The sequence below is a fragment of the Cytobacillus oceanisediminis genome, from assembly GCF_022811925.1.
Classification (GTDB): Bacteria; Bacillota; Bacilli; order Bacillales; family Cytobacillaceae; genus Cytobacillus; species Cytobacillus oceanisediminis_D.
The window spans coordinates 784,640-801,908 of sequence record NZ_CP065511.1; the positions used below are offsets into that span (position 1 = coordinate 784,640).

Annotated in this window: 23 protein-coding genes; 16 read left to right on the top strand and 7 right to left on the bottom strand. The window is 39.8% G+C overall.

What is annotated here, in order from left to right:
- Nucleotides 1-351 precede the first annotated feature (351 nt).
- Nucleotides 352-1,806: a serine hydrolase domain-containing protein gene (locus tag IRB79_RS04105; protein WP_243506864.1), complete on the top strand. Its 1,455-nt coding sequence runs from the start codon at nt 352-354 to the stop codon at nt 1,804-1,806.
- Between the two features lie 37 nt (nt 1,807-1,843).
- Here IRB79_RS04105 and IRB79_RS04110 read toward each other — a convergent pair whose 3' ends face one another.
- A complete protein-coding gene (locus IRB79_RS04110; RefSeq protein ID WP_243506865.1) occupies nt 1,844-2,320 on the bottom strand; it encodes a VanZ family protein in 477 nt (158 codons plus the stop codon).
- A 274-nt stretch (nt 2,321-2,594) separates the two neighbouring features.
- On the opposite strand from IRB79_RS04110, the gene IRB79_RS04115 reads away from it, so the two are divergent.
- The 6 genes from IRB79_RS04115 (at nt 2,595) to IRB79_RS04140 (ending at nt 5,829) form a co-directional block, all read left to right on the top strand.
- Nucleotides 2,595-2,924 (top strand): hypothetical protein, encoded by a 330-nt coding sequence (locus IRB79_RS04115; RefSeq protein WP_243506866.1) that lies wholly within the window; start codon nt 2,595-2,597, stop codon nt 2,922-2,924.
- Between the two features lie 10 nt (nt 2,925-2,934).
- Nucleotides 2,935-3,165, top strand: coding sequence for a hypothetical protein (locus tag IRB79_RS04120; protein WP_243506867.1), 231 nt, complete (start codon nt 2,935-2,937; stop codon nt 3,163-3,165).
- A gap of 166 nt (nt 3,166-3,331) precedes the next feature.
- Nucleotides 3,332-3,523: a hypothetical protein gene (locus IRB79_RS04125; RefSeq protein WP_035325451.1), complete on the top strand. Its 192-nt coding sequence runs from the start codon at nt 3,332-3,334 to the stop codon at nt 3,521-3,523.
- Between the two features lie 22 nt (nt 3,524-3,545).
- Nucleotides 3,546-3,983, top strand: coding sequence for a YfmQ family protein (locus IRB79_RS04130; protein WP_243506868.1), 438 nt, complete (start codon nt 3,546-3,548; stop codon nt 3,981-3,983).
- Between the two features lie 220 nt (nt 3,984-4,203).
- Nucleotides 4,204-4,476, top strand: coding sequence for an autorepressor SdpR family transcription factor (locus tag IRB79_RS04135; protein WP_243509212.1), 273 nt, complete (start codon nt 4,204-4,206; stop codon nt 4,474-4,476).
- A 912-nt stretch (nt 4,477-5,388) separates the two neighbouring features.
- The gene (locus IRB79_RS04140; RefSeq protein ID WP_243506869.1) at nt 5,389-5,829 is read left to right on the top strand and encodes a GNAT family N-acetyltransferase; all 441 of its coding nucleotides are present in this window, start codon (nt 5,389-5,391) and stop codon (nt 5,827-5,829) included.
- A gap of 41 nt (nt 5,830-5,870) precedes the next feature.
- Here IRB79_RS04140 and IRB79_RS04145 read toward each other — a convergent pair whose 3' ends face one another.
- Nucleotides 5,871-7,304: a MocR-like pyridoxine biosynthesis transcription factor PdxR gene (locus IRB79_RS04145; RefSeq protein ID WP_243506870.1), complete on the bottom strand. Its 1,434-nt coding sequence runs from the start codon at nt 7,302-7,304 to the stop codon at nt 5,871-5,873.
- Nucleotides 7,305-7,531: 227 nt separating this feature from the next.
- Here IRB79_RS04145 and spxA point away from each other — a divergent pair, with 227 nt between their 5' ends.
- The 3 genes from spxA to IRB79_RS04160 all read left to right on the top strand — a co-directional run bounded on the left by spxA (nt 7,532) and on the right by IRB79_RS04160 (nt 8,840).
- On the top strand, nt 7,532-7,927 hold the full coding sequence (gene spxA / locus IRB79_RS04150; protein WP_243506872.1) for a transcriptional regulator SpxA: 396 nt from the start codon (nt 7,532-7,534) through the stop codon (nt 7,925-7,927).
- A gap of 85 nt (nt 7,928-8,012) precedes the next feature.
- Nucleotides 8,013-8,426, top strand: coding sequence for an RrF2 family transcriptional regulator (locus IRB79_RS04155; protein ID WP_113884237.1), 414 nt, complete (start codon nt 8,013-8,015; stop codon nt 8,424-8,426).
- Between the two features lie 84 nt (nt 8,427-8,510).
- On the top strand, nt 8,511-8,840 hold the full coding sequence (locus tag IRB79_RS04160; protein ID WP_243506874.1) for an IDEAL domain-containing protein: 330 nt from the start codon (nt 8,511-8,513) through the stop codon (nt 8,838-8,840).
- 356 nt (nt 8,841-9,196) lie between these two features.
- Here the strand turns inward: IRB79_RS04160 and IRB79_RS04165 are convergent, their stop codons facing one another.
- Both IRB79_RS04165 and IRB79_RS04170 read right to left on the bottom strand, forming a co-directional pair.
- Complete coding sequence (locus IRB79_RS04165; RefSeq protein WP_243506875.1) at nt 9,197-9,637, bottom strand: cell wall hydrolase; 441 nt, start codon at nt 9,635-9,637, stop codon at nt 9,197-9,199.
- 690 nt (nt 9,638-10,327) lie between these two features.
- Nucleotides 10,328-11,257, bottom strand: coding sequence for a DMT family transporter (locus tag IRB79_RS04170; RefSeq protein ID WP_243506876.1), 930 nt, complete (start codon nt 11,255-11,257; stop codon nt 10,328-10,330).
- A 208-nt stretch (nt 11,258-11,465) separates the two neighbouring features.
- Between IRB79_RS04170 and IRB79_RS04175 the strand changes: the two genes are divergently transcribed.
- The 3 genes from IRB79_RS04175 to IRB79_RS04185 all read left to right on the top strand — a co-directional run bounded on the left by IRB79_RS04175 (nt 11,466) and on the right by IRB79_RS04185 (nt 12,838).
- Nucleotides 11,466-11,942, top strand: coding sequence for an Lrp/AsnC family transcriptional regulator (locus IRB79_RS04175; protein ID WP_243506877.1), 477 nt, complete (start codon nt 11,466-11,468; stop codon nt 11,940-11,942).
- Nucleotides 11,943-12,200: 258 nt separating this feature from the next.
- Nucleotides 12,201-12,527 carry a hypothetical protein gene (locus tag IRB79_RS04180; RefSeq protein WP_243506878.1) on the top strand — a complete coding sequence of 109 codons (327 nt, stop codon included), beginning with the start codon at nt 12,201-12,203 and terminating at the stop codon, nt 12,525-12,527.
- Nucleotides 12,528-12,634: 107 nt separating this feature from the next.
- Nucleotides 12,635-12,838: a ChaB family protein gene (locus IRB79_RS04185; RefSeq protein ID WP_243506879.1), complete on the top strand. Its 204-nt coding sequence runs from the start codon at nt 12,635-12,637 to the stop codon at nt 12,836-12,838.
- 44 nt (nt 12,839-12,882) lie between these two features.
- Here IRB79_RS04185 and IRB79_RS04190 read toward each other — a convergent pair whose 3' ends face one another.
- The gene (locus tag IRB79_RS04190; RefSeq protein ID WP_243506880.1) at nt 12,883-13,353 is read right to left on the bottom strand and encodes an SRPBCC domain-containing protein; all 471 of its coding nucleotides are present in this window, start codon (nt 13,351-13,353) and stop codon (nt 12,883-12,885) included.
- A 160-nt stretch (nt 13,354-13,513) separates the two neighbouring features.
- Between IRB79_RS04190 and IRB79_RS04195 the strand changes: the two genes are divergently transcribed.
- A complete protein-coding gene (locus tag IRB79_RS04195) occupies nt 13,514-13,717 on the top strand; it encodes a hypothetical protein (RefSeq protein ID WP_243506881.1) in 204 nt (67 codons plus the stop codon).
- Nucleotides 13,718-13,863: 146 nt separating this feature from the next.
- Nucleotides 13,864-15,102 (top strand): TerD family protein, encoded by a 1,239-nt coding sequence (locus IRB79_RS04200; protein ID WP_243506882.1) that lies wholly within the window; start codon nt 13,864-13,866, stop codon nt 15,100-15,102.
- A 64-nt stretch (nt 15,103-15,166) separates the two neighbouring features.
- Here IRB79_RS04200 and IRB79_RS04205 read toward each other — a convergent pair whose 3' ends face one another.
- Nucleotides 15,167-15,514, bottom strand: coding sequence for a DMT family transporter (locus tag IRB79_RS04205; protein WP_243506884.1), 348 nt, complete (start codon nt 15,512-15,514; stop codon nt 15,167-15,169).
- Nucleotide 15,515: 1 nt separating this feature from the next.
- The gene (locus IRB79_RS04210) at nt 15,516-15,839 is read right to left on the bottom strand and encodes a DMT family transporter (RefSeq protein WP_243506885.1); all 324 of its coding nucleotides are present in this window, start codon (nt 15,837-15,839) and stop codon (nt 15,516-15,518) included.
- Between the two features lie 173 nt (nt 15,840-16,012).
- Between IRB79_RS04210 and IRB79_RS04215 the strand changes: the two genes are divergently transcribed.
- A complete protein-coding gene (locus IRB79_RS04215; RefSeq protein WP_243506886.1) occupies nt 16,013-17,230 on the top strand; it encodes an erythromycin esterase family protein in 1,218 nt (405 codons plus the stop codon).
- The last annotated feature ends 39 nt before the right edge of the window (nt 17,231-17,269 follow it).

Genomic DNA, 17,269 nt, shown 5'->3' on the forward strand with positions numbered 1-17,269 from the left:
TAGGATTTGCATATGAATTAAAAAGAATCAACATAGCCAAACATAGGAGGACCTCCAATACTAAAAGCGAAAAAAGGCTTGTGCGCTGCAGTCATCTTTATTTGTTTTCTTACCCCATAGTGTACCTTCCATTAGTCCGTATTAACGTATCTTCTTTTTCCAAATTCTCCATCTTGATGCAAATAGTCTGATCATCTGCTACGGCTCAAGCCTTATTTGAAAATAAAGCTGAAGGTCATTTTAGCAATTTCGAAATACAGATAAGATGAAACCAAGAAAGGGATCGTGTCGATAAATATTCTTTTAGCACCCTATCCTTTGAAAATCAGCAATTATTGAGGGAGGGATCAAATGCCATTCTTGCCGTCCAATTTATTAAAAATAATACTGCTTCTTTTCCTGCTCACTTCAATTAGTATTACTTCGCTTGAATATCCGGCTTCAGCTAAGGAAGATATCGAAGCAAAAATTGAAAAGGGCATTAAGGATTACCTGGAAGAATATCAAGTTCCTGGAGCTTCAGTTGCCATCGTCCATAATAATGAGCTGTTTTTTTCAAAATCATGGGGAGTTACTGAAGAATCAGAGGAGGAGGTTACAGAACAAACTCCTTTTACGATTGGCTCCATAAGCAAATCATTAACGGGAATGGCCATTATGAAATTAGCTGATAATAGAACCATCCGCCTGGAAGCCAGCATTCAAGAATATCTTCCCTGGTTTACACTGAAAAATGGGAGAGCTGCCGAAATAACAGTGGAGCAATTGCTCGCGCAGACAAGCGGGTTGAGCACCTACGATGGACTGGCACTATCTGATAAAGAGTTAACAGGCAGTAATGCTATTAAGAATCAAGTCAAGAAATTGTCAGAAGTTGAACTGACTGCTGCGCCTGGTGAGAAGCATCAATACAGCAATGCCAATTTTTTAGTTCTGGGTGCGCTGATTGAAGAACTAACAGGAATGTCATATGCGGAGTATATGCAGAAGCAGATCTTTGAACCTTTAGGGATGAAAAATGCTGCAGCTAATAAGGAGGGAGCTTATAAGAATGGATACCTCAGCGGCTATCAATCCTGGTTGGGAATGCCGGTGAAAAGTTCTGTAGCCTATGATAATGCAGGCGCACCATACGGATACATTACAGCCAGTTCTGCAGATATGGTTCAATTTGTAAAATTATTGAGCGGGAAAGGGCCGGATCATTTTATCAGTGACAAAACTTTGGATTTATTTATGACACCGCAGGTCCAGACAGGAGAAGACCGATATTATGGTTTAGGAATACGCATATCACATCCGGATACTCCCAAAGAAACCATCTGGCATTCTGGTTCTACCCCTGATTCGCATGCAGAAGTCTTTTATATTCCGGAAACCGGCTGGGGCGGCGTGATTCTGACCAATAAGAATCATATTTTAGAGGAAGATGGGCTTTACTATCTGAAAAATCATATTATTAGTCTTTTGAATGGCGATGAGCCTGAACAAGTACCTAATCTTAGTCTGACCATACAATACATTGTGCTGGGATGTGTCCTGCTGCTAGTTATACTTTCAATCTATTTATGGAAAAGATTAAGAACCCAGAAGTTTTTAAAAAAGGGAATGGGACTTTTCTTAGGGCTGCTTTTTATTGGCCTGTCAGCAGCACTAGTCCCTCTTTTCACATTTAGCACATCTTCTCCTTGGCATTCCATCTCTGTCTTTGCACCTGATATTGCCCTTTTAACGATTTTGGCTGTAATTATGCTAGGAATAAATGGGCTGCTGCTGATTAGATTAATTTTTAAAAAAACAAGATAATGGAAATGCCTGTCTACATCCGTTAGACAGGCATTTATTATACGTTCACTGCATTTTTTCTTACTTTCCGGGCTGTCATGGCTTTCCATAATCCAATCCCTATTAACGCTCCAATGATATTTAGTATAAAGTCATCAATATCTAAACTGCCTCTTCTTGTGACCAGCTGTATAATTTCCACACTCAGGATCATGACCGTCATGGTAATTGTAAATGACTTAAGTCTGTTAAGCCTTCTAATATAATAGGGCAGAAAAATTCCCATTGGCAAAAATGCAGCCACATTGCCGGCAAGGTTTTTTATAGGAATGATTAAATTCATGCTTCCATTGGAAATAGCCATCACATACCCATTAATTGTTTTAAAGGGCACAAAGTTTGAGGAAAACTTCATATATTCCATTAACGGCATGTCTGACCAAAATCCTCTCGACATAAAAAAGAGCAGTACCGTTAATGCACATAGGTAAAAAAGAAAGCTTATTCCGATCATCAATTTTATTATTTTCTTCATTTTTTTCTCCGCTTAAAAATAGTCTTTGATAATAATAACATAATTTTTCCAGATTTCACTCGAAAAAATTAACTGCCAGCTATTATAATGTAAAGTACTTGCCGTGGAAGAGCTGCCAGATGAAATGAGGGAGTATTTTTTGACAAGTCCTTAGTAGATTAATAGTAATACTTTGGTAGATAGGGACATCTCTTATACAGAGGTGTTTATTTTGAAAAAGAAACTTATATGGTTATTCTTAGTTATAGTCTTGATTTTTACAATTTATGAGGTAATGTTAAAAACCAAAACGGTCCGTTATACGGGTGAAAACGGGGATTGGTCAGTTGAAATTAATGCTAAGCTGACTGGTTTCGAAGGAAGTCACTCCATTAAGATCCGCTATAAAGGGACAGGTACCGTTGAGCGAGCGGATTATAGAATTTTCCCGGATGATTATGAAGGAGGCTATCCGGATTTTGATAAAAAAGGAAACTATTATTGGGAGTGCAGGGACTGCGGTTATTATGACCAGAAAGATGAACTTCTTTTTTTCATTGTATGGAAGGAAAGAGGAACATCAGATGAAAAGGTGGGTTTTTTAGATTTAAAGAGGAGCCGATAGGAGGAAATTAATGCTGTGGGTTATGACGCAAAATAAGAGAAGCTTAGTCAATGTGAAAGAGGTAACCGTTAAAGGGAAAACTGTGGAAGGAATAATCAGCAGGAGTTTTTTTGTATATTGGAGTAGAGTGCTAGGGGAATATGACTCTCATGAAAGAGCATTGGAAGTGGTTGAACAGATTCATAAAAAATTAGAGCATGAAGAAAATGGTTCAACGGCCTTTTCTATGCCTGATAAGTAGAATTCAAGAATATTATGCCGTACCGATTATAAGCTGGGAGCGGCATTTTTATATGGTGAAAGTGGATGGTTAAATTTATATCTAATTGGATGGTTAATTGTTGGCCAGTTTACGATATTATTTAGTTATAGAAGTTTATTAAAATGTAAAAGAAGAGGTGCGCAGCATGGGAATAATGCTTGGGCTGGTTCTAATTATCTTAATTTTTGCTGTGGTTTCGACTTTGCTGCTGACAGGCAAGGCTGATGAGAACTATGGAAGTTCAACAAAACGGAACACAACCAATTTAACCTTAATATATGTGGTTATTATTTTTATCGGATTAGCTTCTCTCGGAGTTTATATTTGGCGGATTTAAATACAGAAGGAGATGAAGAAAGATGACATGGGCAGTATTGGTACCTATTATTCTCGTTAGTCTGCTGAAAATCGTGCTGACCTGTATGCCGACCGGCACGGTTAATTGGCTGATCCGGAAATTTGAAACTCATTCCAGGCTTGATGAGAAAGAGGTTACAGTCACAATTGGTGATCATAGGCTGGAAGATAAGGAGAAACTTCAGATTATCAATCAGTTCAATGAAGGAATATTTATTAAGAAACATTATATCCATCCTGGGAACGAACAGCTTTTTTTACAGCCGGAGAAGTGTGGAACCCCGATAGTTATCGAGTTTCTGGACAGAGATGACAGGCTGTTCATATTTAGTTATAAGGACCGTATTGATGTGGTCAAACAGCGCAGGAAAAAGGTCATCGCATATAGCCTGATTTCTGATAGCCTTCAAAACAGTTCGCTGGCAATCAAGGCCAGTTAAAATAAGAATATCAAATAGACGCCTGGATCTTTAGTGATTTAGGCTTTTTTTATGTCTGCAGGAGGGGGATGTAATTAAACCCCCAGAGGCAGCAGTTATCTCTTGGGTTTTCTAAAATTTCAAAAAATAACAAAAATAGTATTGACATATTAATCCAAATGTATATAATTTAAGTAATTAAGTAAATACTTAAATATTAACGGAGGTACAATAGTTGGCCATCAATGAATTATTTAAGGCACTATCTGACGAAAACAGAAGGAGGATTTTGGACCTCTTAAAGCATGGAGATTTAACAGCGGGAGAAATTGCACAGCATTTTGAAATGAGTAAAGCAGGTGTATCTCAGCATTTGTCTGTTCTGAAAAATGCTGAGCTGGTATATTCCGTGAAAAGGGGGCAATATGTTTATTATTCTTTAAATTCAACAGTATTTCAGGAAGTTCTAAAATGGATTGTTCAATTTCAAACAAATACAAAGGGGAATGATTAATGCTTAAAAAGTTCTTCAACATTATTTTAATCCTTTTTGCTTTTGGTGTAAGCATGTATTTATATGGATCAAATTTGGCATTAGAAGCAACGGGATATGGGCCATTGCCTGTATTATTATTTAGTATTCCTTTTACGATGATCATTGTAAACAGCAGCTTATTTTTTCTTCCAAAAATGATAAAAACCCATAGTTCTTATCTACGATATAAAAAGGATTTGAAAGTATATTTTTGTCTATAAGCCTAATATTGGCCATGCTTCATTTCGGTTTTATCCTTTTAGTTCTTGGATTTGAAGTCAGCTTCATTTTATTAGTGCCTTTAAGTGTAGGGATTGTCCTTATCACCACAGCAAATACTCTTCCCAGATTTCAATTAGAAATTTCCCGCACCTCTTCAGAATTAACCCAATCTGCTCATCAAGCATGGAACATCGCTGTTCGTCCCTTAGCTTTCCCATTGATTATTGGAGGATTAATCATGCTTTTCTGTGTGTTCCTTCCATCGAATCTAGTCCTTATTGGATTCTTTTTAGTACTGATTAGTACACTGCTGATATCCATATTTTTATCTTATAAAGCCTACCAAACACATGTAAGCAATCTATAAGCAGGAGCGTGAATGATTATGGATAACCCTAGAGTATGTTCAGAATGCGGCTCAAACAAAACAGAAATAGGTGAATTCAAAGGGTATGGGTCGCTGTTTAAGAAAAACGCAATCCTGAAATGTTCTGAGGTAGAAGCCTGTTTTTGTATGAAATGCGGCTATATATTATTTTTAAGAGTGAAGAACCCGGAAAAGATTCTATAAGTGGTCTCTCGCCAAAAGGATAAATAATCCTTGGAGTTTACAAGTTTTTTTAATTTTTTTATAATTAGTAAATTAATGCTAAAAAGGTGGTAATGAATATGGAAATCTATCAAGCTTCAATGGAGGATCGAGAAGGAGTTTCCGCTTTATTTAATTTATATCGTATATTTTACAAACAAGCACCCGATTTGGAAGCAGCAGCTGAGTACATAAAAGAACGCTTAGAGAAGAACGATTCTGTTATATATGTGGTGAAGAAGGAAGGAAAGTACCTTGGATTTACTCAGCTTTACCCAACTTTTTCATCTATATCTATGAAAAGAGCCTGGATCCTGAATGACTTGTATGTGGATGCAGAGGCAAGGAAACAGGGAATAGGGGAAAAGCTCATAGACAAAGCGAAAGAGCTCGCTGCTGAAACAGGGGCGGTAAATATCAGCCTCAGTACGGCTCCTGATAATTTCTCTGCACAAAGACTCTATGAAAAAATCGGGTTTAAGCGAGATGAGCAATTTTATCATTATGAATTAAGTATCTAATGAAAATGAAAAAACGCCTGAAAAAACCAGGCGTTTTTTCATTATTCGAGATTTTTCAGAGCCTCAGCAAACCGCTTAATTCCTTCATGGATGTTTTCTTCATTTTCCCTGCCAAACGTAAAACGCACGAATCCATTCTCAGATCCCATGGTTGTTCCGGGAACATAGATAACACCCCGTTTAATTGATTCCTCAAGCAGCTGATTTTCATTGTGCTCTTTTTTGATCCGGCACCAAAGATGGATTCCGCCTTGCGGAATGCTGAATTCCACTTGGTCTTTCAGGAAATGATCCAGGCTTGAAATAATTGAGTTTCTCCGCTGTTCCAATTGCCTGGCCAGAAATTTTAAATGTGACTCAAAGCGTGCGGACTCAATAAAATCATTCGCAATCCATTGCGAATAGCTTCCATGACCGAAATCGACCTGCTGCTTGGCATCTGATAACCGCTCAATTACCGATCTGGGGCCAATGATCCAGCCGACTCTGAGCCCGGAAGCGACAATTTTGGTCAAAGAGCTTATATATAAAACAATGCCGCTGCGGTCCAGGGCTTTGAGGGTATTCATTTTTTCGCCGGTAAAGGGTGTTAGGCTGTAAGGATCATCTTCTACCACCGGAATCCCGTATTCAGAGGACAATTCAAGGATTTTTCTGCGCCTGTCTTCAGGAAGCAATGTGCCTGTTGGGTTCTGAAAAATAGGATTTAAAAAGATCATCTTAATTCGATGCTTTTTATATAAGGCTATAATATCATCCGGATTTACTCCATCCTTGCCTGTTTTTAAATAATAAGTTTTGACTCCGGCTGATTTAAAGATTGGCAGGCTGTAGTGATAAGAGGGATCCTCGACGGCAACAGAGTCCCCGGGTTTTAAGAGGCATTGGACGACAAGGTGCAGGGCCTGCTGGGCACCGGATGTAATAAGTATGGAAGAAGGGCTGGTCTCGATGTCCCGGAATTTTTTTACATGGCCAGCCAGTGTTTTTCTCAGGATTTCATTTCCCTGAGGATGATCGTACCCCAGTGTCCCGATAAAAGATCGATTGGAAGTAATCTCTCTTAGCGAAGCCAAAGGAAAGAGGTCCTGAGAGAGTTCTCCGCTGGCCAGGTTGATCAGTTTTGTCTCTGCCAGTTCTTTATGGATCCTTTGTGTGACTGGCAAATTGGGCAAAAAGGAGCCTGCTTCAATATACCGGTTCCAGCTTGGGATGCGTCTTTTGGCCATTCCCCAAATATCTTTGCTGACCATTGTGCCGCTTCCCTGATTTCGTTCTACTATCCCGTTTGACTCCAGTTCATCATATGCAGCAACAACCGTGCTTCTATTGATATCAAACTGTTTTGCTAATCCTCTTTCTGAAGGAAGCGGTTTGTCTGGGGGGAATGTGCCATCTGCTATTCCGTTTTCTATATACATCGCAAGCTGCTTATAAATAGGTGTTTTTGATTTTCTATCAGGTTTCCAATCCAATTGAAACATCCTTTTAGTAAAAATGAGATATGTAATATTATATCAGCTCTTCAAATAATTATCGGCTGAAGGATTGAGTGAAAGTTCATATTGACTTTTGTAACTGTAAATATTATTATTACAGTATATCCTGTAGTATAAATGAATGTAACTTAAGTTGTGTATTAACTGTAATGTTTATTATTACATTTTTATAAAGACGAATTCAATAGAGGGAGTGTTTTTAAATGGTGAATTTATTCTTATCATCAAGCTGCGGTTCCTGCCGGAAAGCCCGGGCATGGCTTGAGGAGCATCAAATAGAGTATGTTGAACGGAACATTGTAACAGATCCGCTTACAGTGGAAGAAATTAAATCAATTCTTCGTCTTACAGAAAATGGGACTGAGGAGATTATTTCAACTAAATCAAAAGCTTTCCAGGAGTTAAACGTGAATATTGATTCCATGCCGCTAAAAGAGTTATATCAATTGATTATCAATAATCCGCAAATGCTGCGCAGACCGATTATTCTGGATGAAAAAAGACTCCAGGTCGGCTTTAACGAGGACGAAATTCGCAGCTTCCTTCCACGGAACTTTCGTACGTTTTCATACAATGAACTGCAAAGATTGGCTAACTAGGCAGCACCAGTCTGTAAATTCTTGACAAGTCAATCTGTAACACTTAGTATTACAGTACAGTACCAGAAAATATAGGAGGCCGGCCATGAATAGCGATTTTACTCTTGCCATTCACAGTCTAACTTATCTCGCCCTGCAGCTGGATCGCATGTCAACGAGCGATGCGATTTCTGAAAGTGCAGGTGTCCATCCGGTCCGCATCCGAAAAGTCCTGAGTTTATTAAAAAAACATGGATTTATTAAATCAAAAGAGGGAACGGGCGGCGGATTTATTTTTGCCCGGGATTTAAGCGAAGTGAATCTTTGGGATATTTATAAGATTACTTCTGAAGGCGCACTGCAGCCCAAGTGTCCGGATTCAAATGAAGCGTGTGTGGTGGGTGCAAATATGCAAAGAGTTCTGATCAACATCTTTTTAGGTGCAGAGGAACATTTGGGTGAATATTTAAAGCACTATACATTAAAGGATATTGTTGATTTGATCTATAAAGAAAATTAATTGGGAGCTTACAAGCTTTCCATTCGTTAAAATGTAACAAAAAATATTACAGTTTAAAAATCTCTTTTAAGAAGGTGAAAAAATATGATGTCCAACAATAATGCCATTTTAAAAGCGGGAGATTGGATTAAAGGAAAATCCCGTGAAGGGGAACTAATCATTGGCTATATCGAGACCTTAGAAGAAGGTATTATAAAGACAAAAGTAATTTCAAGTGATAATAAAACCATTGAAGGCAGAATCATTCCGCTGCTGAGCAAACAGGTTAAGAAAATGCCGGCAGCAAAAGTAGCCAACAAAGAACAGATCCATTTCCTGATTGACCTTGCCCTTTCCACTGAAGATGAAGAATGGTTTTTTGAATTGACCTCGAAGCTTAACTCGATGAGAGAGCTTGTGAAGGATATTAAATAAAAGCCGGGGAAGTGCCTGTGTCCGTCTGCTTATAAGCAGGCAGATGCAGGCACTTTGTTTTATATCGCCTTACAGTCTAACGGAGAGAGCAGAAGTATTAACTCCTATTTGTCTGCCATGTCTGTTTTTGACATGGGAGATGATGCACCTGATTAGAGAAGTGTTAATGAAGAACTGGAAAAGGAGTCTGTCAATATAGAAAGGCTCCTGGAATCTATAAAGGAACCGATGCTGGTAATAGATGATTATTATGCGGATGCCCTTAAGAATGTGGATAGTAACTAAGAGATTTCTTTTGGGATTTACATACACTAAAGGAATTCAAAGAACCCCCACAAAGATGTGGGGGTTCTTGTTCACCAAATATAAGCACCTTCACAAGTATTAGCTTTGGGTTCATAATAGCAATGCTGTTTGAATTGCCCTGAGAAAGGCTGATCGTACCATGTTGGCGGACATGCAGCATACGGATTGAAATACCAGAGAGCAAACTTGGAAGGATGCTGTCTCCAAAAGTCTAAGGTTTGCTTGGCCAATCTCTTTTCCACGCTTCTTGCCCTGTTGTAAAAAACATTCCCTTTCTGTACAGCTTCAAAAGAATAATTTCCACCCTGGATCTGGAAAATGACTTGCGGTATGGTCCTTAAGCCTTCAAAATCGAGACAATTAGCTTTTCGCCGGTTAACTATTACATTCCCAACCATCAGCATCCCCAGTTTTCCTTCACCTTCGGCTTCCGCCCTCATCATCCTTGCCATCAAAGCCACGTCACTGTCGGTATATTGTACTCTTGGCACTTTTTATCACCTCTAAAAGAATTGTATTAAGAAATCCTGTAAACATGATAACGGGTTCAAAGGAAGAAATATTAATTGGGGGTGCAAACCGCATTGCGTTCAGCACCCCCTTATAACGGATATATAAACAGTTAGTGTGGCTTAACTGCTTCGGGTTCTTTTGAAATAAGCTACCTAATTTATATGCTGTCTCAGTTTGAGATATGCAGAAAAAGGGCGTTTGATGAAACTTTCTCTATGGAAATTCGTACCATTACTTAAGAGGGGTGGGTATCTTGAGAACTCAAAATGATAAGAGAGAAGTAAGCCTGAAAAATTTATTATATGGTATAGGCCTATTTATTTTCGGAGGTTTGGCTTTAACAAATGTAACGACGCCACTGCCTTCAAAGGAATCAACCAAAGAATTTCTGCTGTTTATTTTGGGGTGTACATTAATCTATTACTTTTTAGTAAGTGTCTACTTCATAGGCGGATTATGGAGGAAGGTTTTTTATGCGATTTTAATTTTGCTATGCGGATTTAGTATATTAATGGTTTTTTATTTGATAACACATTCAATACCGCACTAATATTTAGAAAGGGAGAAGGGGACAGGTATTCTGTCACCAATTTTCAACTGGGACGAGGAACCTGTCCCTCTGTCCCGCTCCAAAGTGCCTGTTCTCTTAACGGAACAGGCACTAATTTTTATCTCTCCTTAACTGGCTCCCTCATGAACACTGGTGCGGGAATCCCCATTGTTGTTTTTCCAGGCCTGGTTTTAAGTGCCGAGAATAAGAAACACCCTGCAATGACAATGATGCTTCCGACAGCTTGTATCCAGTTCATGACCTCTCCTAAGAAGATAAAAGCTAAGATGGCTGTAAAAATCGGATTAAAGTTTAGGAACAGGCCGGAAGTGCTTGGTCCCAGCTGGTTGACCCCGATGTTCCAGAGCACCATGCATAGGACTGTTGAAATTAGACCCGTATACAGAATGGATAAAAGAAATGAAGCACTGACATCTGTAACGGTGAAACCAGCAGTGTTGAACGGCAAAAGCACGAGAAGGCCAAATATGCCTGAGTATAAGATGGACATCATAGGTGTAACGAAAGACATGGCCCATTTGCTGCAGACCGAATAGATTCCCCACATGCCCACCGCGGCCATCATATAAAGGTCCCCATTATTAAACTGCAGCGAAACCAGCATCTCCAGGCTTCCTTTTGAAAGGACCAGCAGTACGCCAAACAATGAAACGAACATGGACATGAGCTGCAGTGTGTTTATTTTTTCATTTAGAAAAATGAAAGAGAAGGCAGCAATGGAAAACATATTTAAAGTTGAGATTAAGCCAACGCTGGTGGCCGATGTTTTTTCCAGGGCCATGAATTGCAGTGCCTGAAACAAAGCTACTCCCGTGATGCCCATCAGCAATAATGGCAGGATGGCATTTTTCGGAGGCAGCAGCCGTTTCTCTTTATGCCATACAAGAGGAACAAGACAGATGATGGCGATAGCCCATCTTAAAATGGTTAAGGTAATAGGGGATGCGTGATCCACAAGCGTTTTTCCTACAATAAAATTTCCGCCCCAAAGAAAACTTGTTAATAGAAGGAGAAGGTAATATTTCACGTCATTTAGCTCCTTTTCAGAGCCATTGTGCACAATGACATTATTTATATGAATAATTTTAACATTTTTTAAATCAAACAAAAGATAATTTTGTATAATGGATTTAATTCAAAATAATTAAAAGTATATCAGATTATAAGTTTAGAAGATTCAGTTTGAGCATATGATTTGATCAGTATTTGGAATAATTGAAAAGGGCTGATGAATAGTGGAATCAATTGTAAGCAAGGTATTAGATCACCTGGATATAAAAATCTTGGATATGCTTCAAAAGGATGCTCGGATCAGCAATCTGGAACTGTCGAAAAGGGTGAATCTGTCTGCTCCGGCTGTGCATGCGAGAATTAAGCGGTTGGAAGCGGAAGGGTATATCCAAAAGCATGTGGCTATTTTAAGCCATGAGAAGCTGGGCTTTGATTTATTATGCTTCGTGTTCATGAGCACCAATATGCACCAGGCTGAAAGACTGGAATCTCTTGAAAAAACACTGGAATCCATGAAGGAAGTTTTAGAATGTCATTGTTTAACAGGGGAGTATGATTATCTGCTGAAAGTAGCATGCAAGGATCGCAAGGGGCTGGAGATGTTTATCAGGAAGCTGAATGAATTGGGGATCACGAAGATTCAGACCAGCCTGGCACTGAGGGAGATTAAGGATTCGACGGTGCTGCCGATACAGGATTAGCGTCTTTAACGAAAACTTGAACCTTTTCCAAAAATAAGCGTAGAAAGTAGGAACAAAGGTCAGGAGGGATTAGTTTGACAAAAAAGCTCGCGCAGCTCGAAACACGTTATTATGTGCTTTTTGGCGCTGTAATTGGTTCTGTACTCGGATTAGTGGCTTATGTGAAAGATTGGATCTAATCGATGAACATTATTGATACTATTCCGTTTTTTATGCGCAGCTATCAGCCTACATCAGAAGAAATGATGAGGTGGGAGCATGAGTGATCATAAAGATAAACCTAATGCAGGCTATACGCTATTTAAACCAACAGGTGTACGCCATGAACTTCCTCTTGTCGATTTAGTGAAACAACAAGTAACGGGAACTGTTCTTTACAAGGATAAGATACATATGACCGTTGTTGTTGACGTAAAGGCAGGTACAGTACAAGTTCAAGGAGACACTGCTGATTTAGGGGATTTAGCCATTAGCAGAGAGTCTTACATTGATATGTTCAAAGATCAGGCAAAGTTTTTCATTGATAACCATATTTCTAATCCCCAGCAGTATTATGATGAACTGATTAATAATCTTTCCGAGTAATTGGATGACGGGCAGCTTGTACAAGGGGTTATTTCCAAGGGCTGTGTTTAAGATGCACATAATCAGGAAAAATACATAAAAGAACATGTGCAGGGGAGGGAGCAAAAATGCCTTATGATAAAATAAGCGATCTGCCTGATTCCGTCAAAGATAATCTTCCGCATCACGCACAGGAAATTTTTAAAGAGGCGTTTAATTCTGCAAGCGATGAGTATGACGAGGAAGAAACGGCCTTTAAGGTTGCCTGGAGTGCAGTGAAGAAGAAATATGAGAAGAATGATGATGATAAATGGGTGAAGAAGGAAGAGTAAATAGGCATTTACAGTAAAAGGTGTCCCGTTCCAGGACACCTTTTTTATTCATCATCATCCGCTTCATTCTCAACATATCTCTTCAAGTTCTGGTATTGTTCTTCAAACACAAATTTAGCTGTCCATCCTAAAAGTTTGGTTGTCAGCCTATAGAAGAGGTTGCTTGGAACAAGGCTTGCTTCGACAATCAGACGCGTTCCGTTATGTTCTCTAGATAAGTGATACTTTGAAATGCTTAAGCCTTCTTTGGAATGAGAGTGAATAACAACTTTATGGGGAGCTTCATATTCAATCAATTCGGAATCGATTTTGATGATTTTTTTATCCAGTTTCTGAACGGTGACAAACTTAGTGCCAGGCTCCGGGACAGGTTTATTTTCTTCATTGTCATAAATGTTTTCGATAAGCATAGTATTCCAGAGCTTTATTTTTTCATCATCATCCACGTATTTGAAAACCAAATCAATCGGGGAGTGGATAACATCTTCATATCTGTAAACAAGCATTTCTTTCATCTTAAAATCCTCTTACTTTCTATATTATTCAAAGGCATCTTAATAGTTTTTTCGGCAGAACTTGCCTGTTATTAAACTCATAAATATATCGGTAAATATATTTAAATTTTCTGAAACTAAATAAACCATCATCCGTATTTAGAAATAAGGGGTGATGGAAATGTCAGGATTCATTATTATTGGTTTACTTCTTATTATCATGATCGCTATTGGTGGTTCCATACCATCGAATCGTTCTTATGTCAGCGGGAAAAATCATTCTTCCTATCATCATACAGGAGATTATAGCAGTTCGCATAACTGTGATAGTTTTGGAGGCGGCTTTGGAGGAGATGGCGGAGGCTGCGGTGGAGGAGGCGACTAAATATCATTCTCTTAGTCCAGCAATTTGAGTTAAATTCCACAAAACTAGAACCCGTCATTCATGGCGGGTTATTATTTTTCTCTTTGCTGTTTGCGCATACGAGATATGCTAGACTGAAAGAAACAAAAGTGGAAGGAAGATTCCAAATGAGTGTAACACTATTAAAGGGGCAAAAGGTTGATTTAACGAAGAAGCACCCTGACATTCAGGAGGTTACGGTTGGACTTGGCTGGGATATAGCAGGGACAGATTTTGATCTCGATGCGAGTGTGTTTCTGCTCGGCGGAAATGGAAAAGTGGAATCAGAAGGGGATTTCGTTTTTTACAACAATCCGATTGCCGGTGAAGGCAGTGTTCTTTACCATGGAGACAGCCGGATTGGAAGTGACCACGGCGACAGTGAACAGATTGAGGTCCGCCTTTCTAAAGTTCCTCCCCATGTGGAAAGGCTCAGTTTTACTGTGACGATTCACGATGCCGAGCAAAAGGGACAGCATTTTGGGCAGTTAAATAAAGCCTATATCCGCATCCTGAACCGAGTTTCCGGTGAAGAAATCCTTCGATTTGATCTGGGAAAAGATTTTACTGCTGAAACGGCGATTGTGGCAGCAGATCTTTACCGGCATAATGGGGAGTGGAAGTTCAATCCGGTTGCAAGAGGATTCCATGGCGGGCTTGCGGCTTTGTGTGCCCATTTTGGGGTGGAAACGGATGAGGAGGCTGCACCAGCCGAAGCTCTGCCGGCACCCGTGCCAGAATCTAAACCAGCTGCGCCTGTTCCTTCTCAGGCAAAACTGTCTAAAATTGAATTGAAAAAGAAAGAAACCGTCAATATTCAAAAATCGACCAGGATTACAGCTCATCTTGAGTGGGATGCTGACAACATGGATTTAGATCTCTACTGCTTTTATGTCACGAAGGCAGGAGAGCAGGGAAAAGTCTACTGGAAAGACCTTGGCAGTGCTGATAGCATGCCCTACATCACGCTTTCCGGGGATTCACAGAACAAGGGGCAGGAAACCATTCTCATCCACAGGCCAGATGAATTGAAGTATCTATTGTTTGCAGCCTATAGTGCACTTTCGAACGGGATCGGAAGCTTTAAAAGCATGAGGGCACGCGCTGTGGTGGACAATCATCTCGGCAGCACTGTGACGGCACCGCTTCTTGAAGAAAATAAGTATGCGTATTGGGTTGCGATCGCCCATGTGGATCTAACCATTCCAGGCGGTATGAAGGTTAGCCACGTTGAAGCCTATTCCGGCAGGCATAAAGAGAATTCACCAGTCCTATTTCCTGATGGAACGTTTCAAATGGACATTGGGCCAATTGAATTCAAGCGGGACGGAAAAGGATTCTTTGGCGGGCTGTTCGGTAAAAAGTAAAACAGAGGGCTTTATTAAGGTCGGCAACATTCCAATTTGACAGCAATGAAATGGTAAAAGAGCCTTAGCTTGAAGGCTCTTTTATAGTTTCTGCACTGCTGGAAGAATTCAATACGACTATTCCTCCAATAATCAAAATGATTCCCAGTATCTTAAGGCTGCTGAATGCTTCTCTCCATAGTATGGCACCGATTAAAGCAGTTAACGCTGTTCCTGCTCCTGACCAAATGGCATAAGCCAGACTTAATGGAACGGTTTTGAGACATAATGATAAGCAATAAAATGAAAGTGCATAGCCAAACAAGACTCCTGCAGATGGAAGCAGCACAGTAAATCCATCCGACAGCTTAAGCATGGTAGTGGCAAAAATCTCTCCGGCGATTGAGATTGTTAAATAAAAATATCCCCTCATATTAATGGCCTCCACCGCTATTCAATAAGATGACTCCTCCAACTATCAAAGCCAATCCCAGAATCTTTTTGCCATTTACATTCTCTTTATAGATGGTGATTCCGACCAAGGCTGTCAGCACAGTCCCGAGGCCAGCCCATATCGCATAGGCCACTCCCAGCGGCAGTGTTTTTAACGATAAAGACAGCGCGTAAAAAGCGACACCATATCCAATGATTACGCCAAGGGATGGCAGGAGCTTTTTAAATCCGTCTGCTGCTTTAAGCAAGGAGCTGCCAAACACTTCACTTACAATGGCTAATGCTAAAAGTAAATAGGCATTCATAAAGTCTCCCCGTTTCTTCTCCGAATGGATTCAGTTTATTTTACCTTTTCGAAGGTTCCTTTTGCCAAGTATATGAATAAAAGAATAAATGAAACCAATTTATTTCCAAATCGTAATCATAGATATATTCTTAATAGGGGAAATTCCCCCGGCGTTATGATGGAGGCCTTGTTATGAATTTCATAACACAAAAAACAAAATCACTTTGGATAGATCAAATAGCCAGCAAAAGCTGTGAAATAACGGATTCATCAGATTTTACCTGTATGGATCCATATGTTGAGGGGAAAAGAATTGTGCTGCTGGGAGAGAGCAGCCATGGAGTCGGGGATTTTTACACAGCCAAAATCAATATGATTAAGTATTTGCATAGTGTCCATGGATTTAATGTAGTTATTCTCGAGAGCGGTCTGCTTGAAGCGGTATTTTGCAGAAAAACTTTGAAAGGCCTGCCTGCCAGGGAACAAATCCAAAACGGACTGCTGGATATTTATCATAATGAAGAAATGCTTCCTTTATTTCAGGAAACCTGGGCCAATGGGATGCATCTCGCCGGAATGGATATTCAGCCTGCATACCCGCTGATCTCGCAAAACATGCTGGAATGGCTCAAGATTCATACAGAGGAAGAACTATATGCTTCCATTTATCAGGCAGAAACAGTATTTTTCAACATTGATAAGGAGATAAGGGGACAAACGAAAATACCTAAGAAGATTAAAGCAAAGATACAAATGTGTATGGATCTATATCATTCAAGCCTGGAACTTTTTGAGAACAGATTGGAAGAAGCCGATTGGGAAAAAGAAAAGATCTTTCACATTATTGGGAAGGGACTCGAAAATCGGCTGAAGTGGCTGGAAATCAATACAAAAAGCTGGATTTCTTCTGGCGTCATGCGGGGAATGCATATGTTCGGAAATCTGCAGTGGTTATTGGAAGAGTGTTACAAGGGTGAAAAGGTCATTGTATGGGCTCATAATTTTCACATTAGAAAAAGCAAAACAGTGACTTCTAAGCTGTTTGGAATCAAGAATGTCGGACAGCAGCTTTCAAAATGCTATGGGGATCAGGTTTATTCCATAGGATTTTATGCTGGAGAGGGTGAGTTTTCCTCCCTGCTTAGAGTGAACTTTCCCATTAATGTGTCTAAAAAGCAGCTGGAAAGGTTGCTTATGGAGGCCAGTGGGCATGACAGTTTTGTGCCTTTATGTGAAAAGGGGCTTCCACAGCGGAACTGGCTGAATCGGAGGTGGCGGCTCCTCGAAGCTGGCATGATGGGACAGCTGCCCATTGCCATATATCCGCAAAAGCACTATGACGGCATCATGTTTTGCAGAAAGGTTAAGCCGCCTGTGTATTTTAAGCGTGATGAAAGGAGTAAGGCATGAAATTTTTAAATTTTATATGTATGTTGTCATGACCATCAT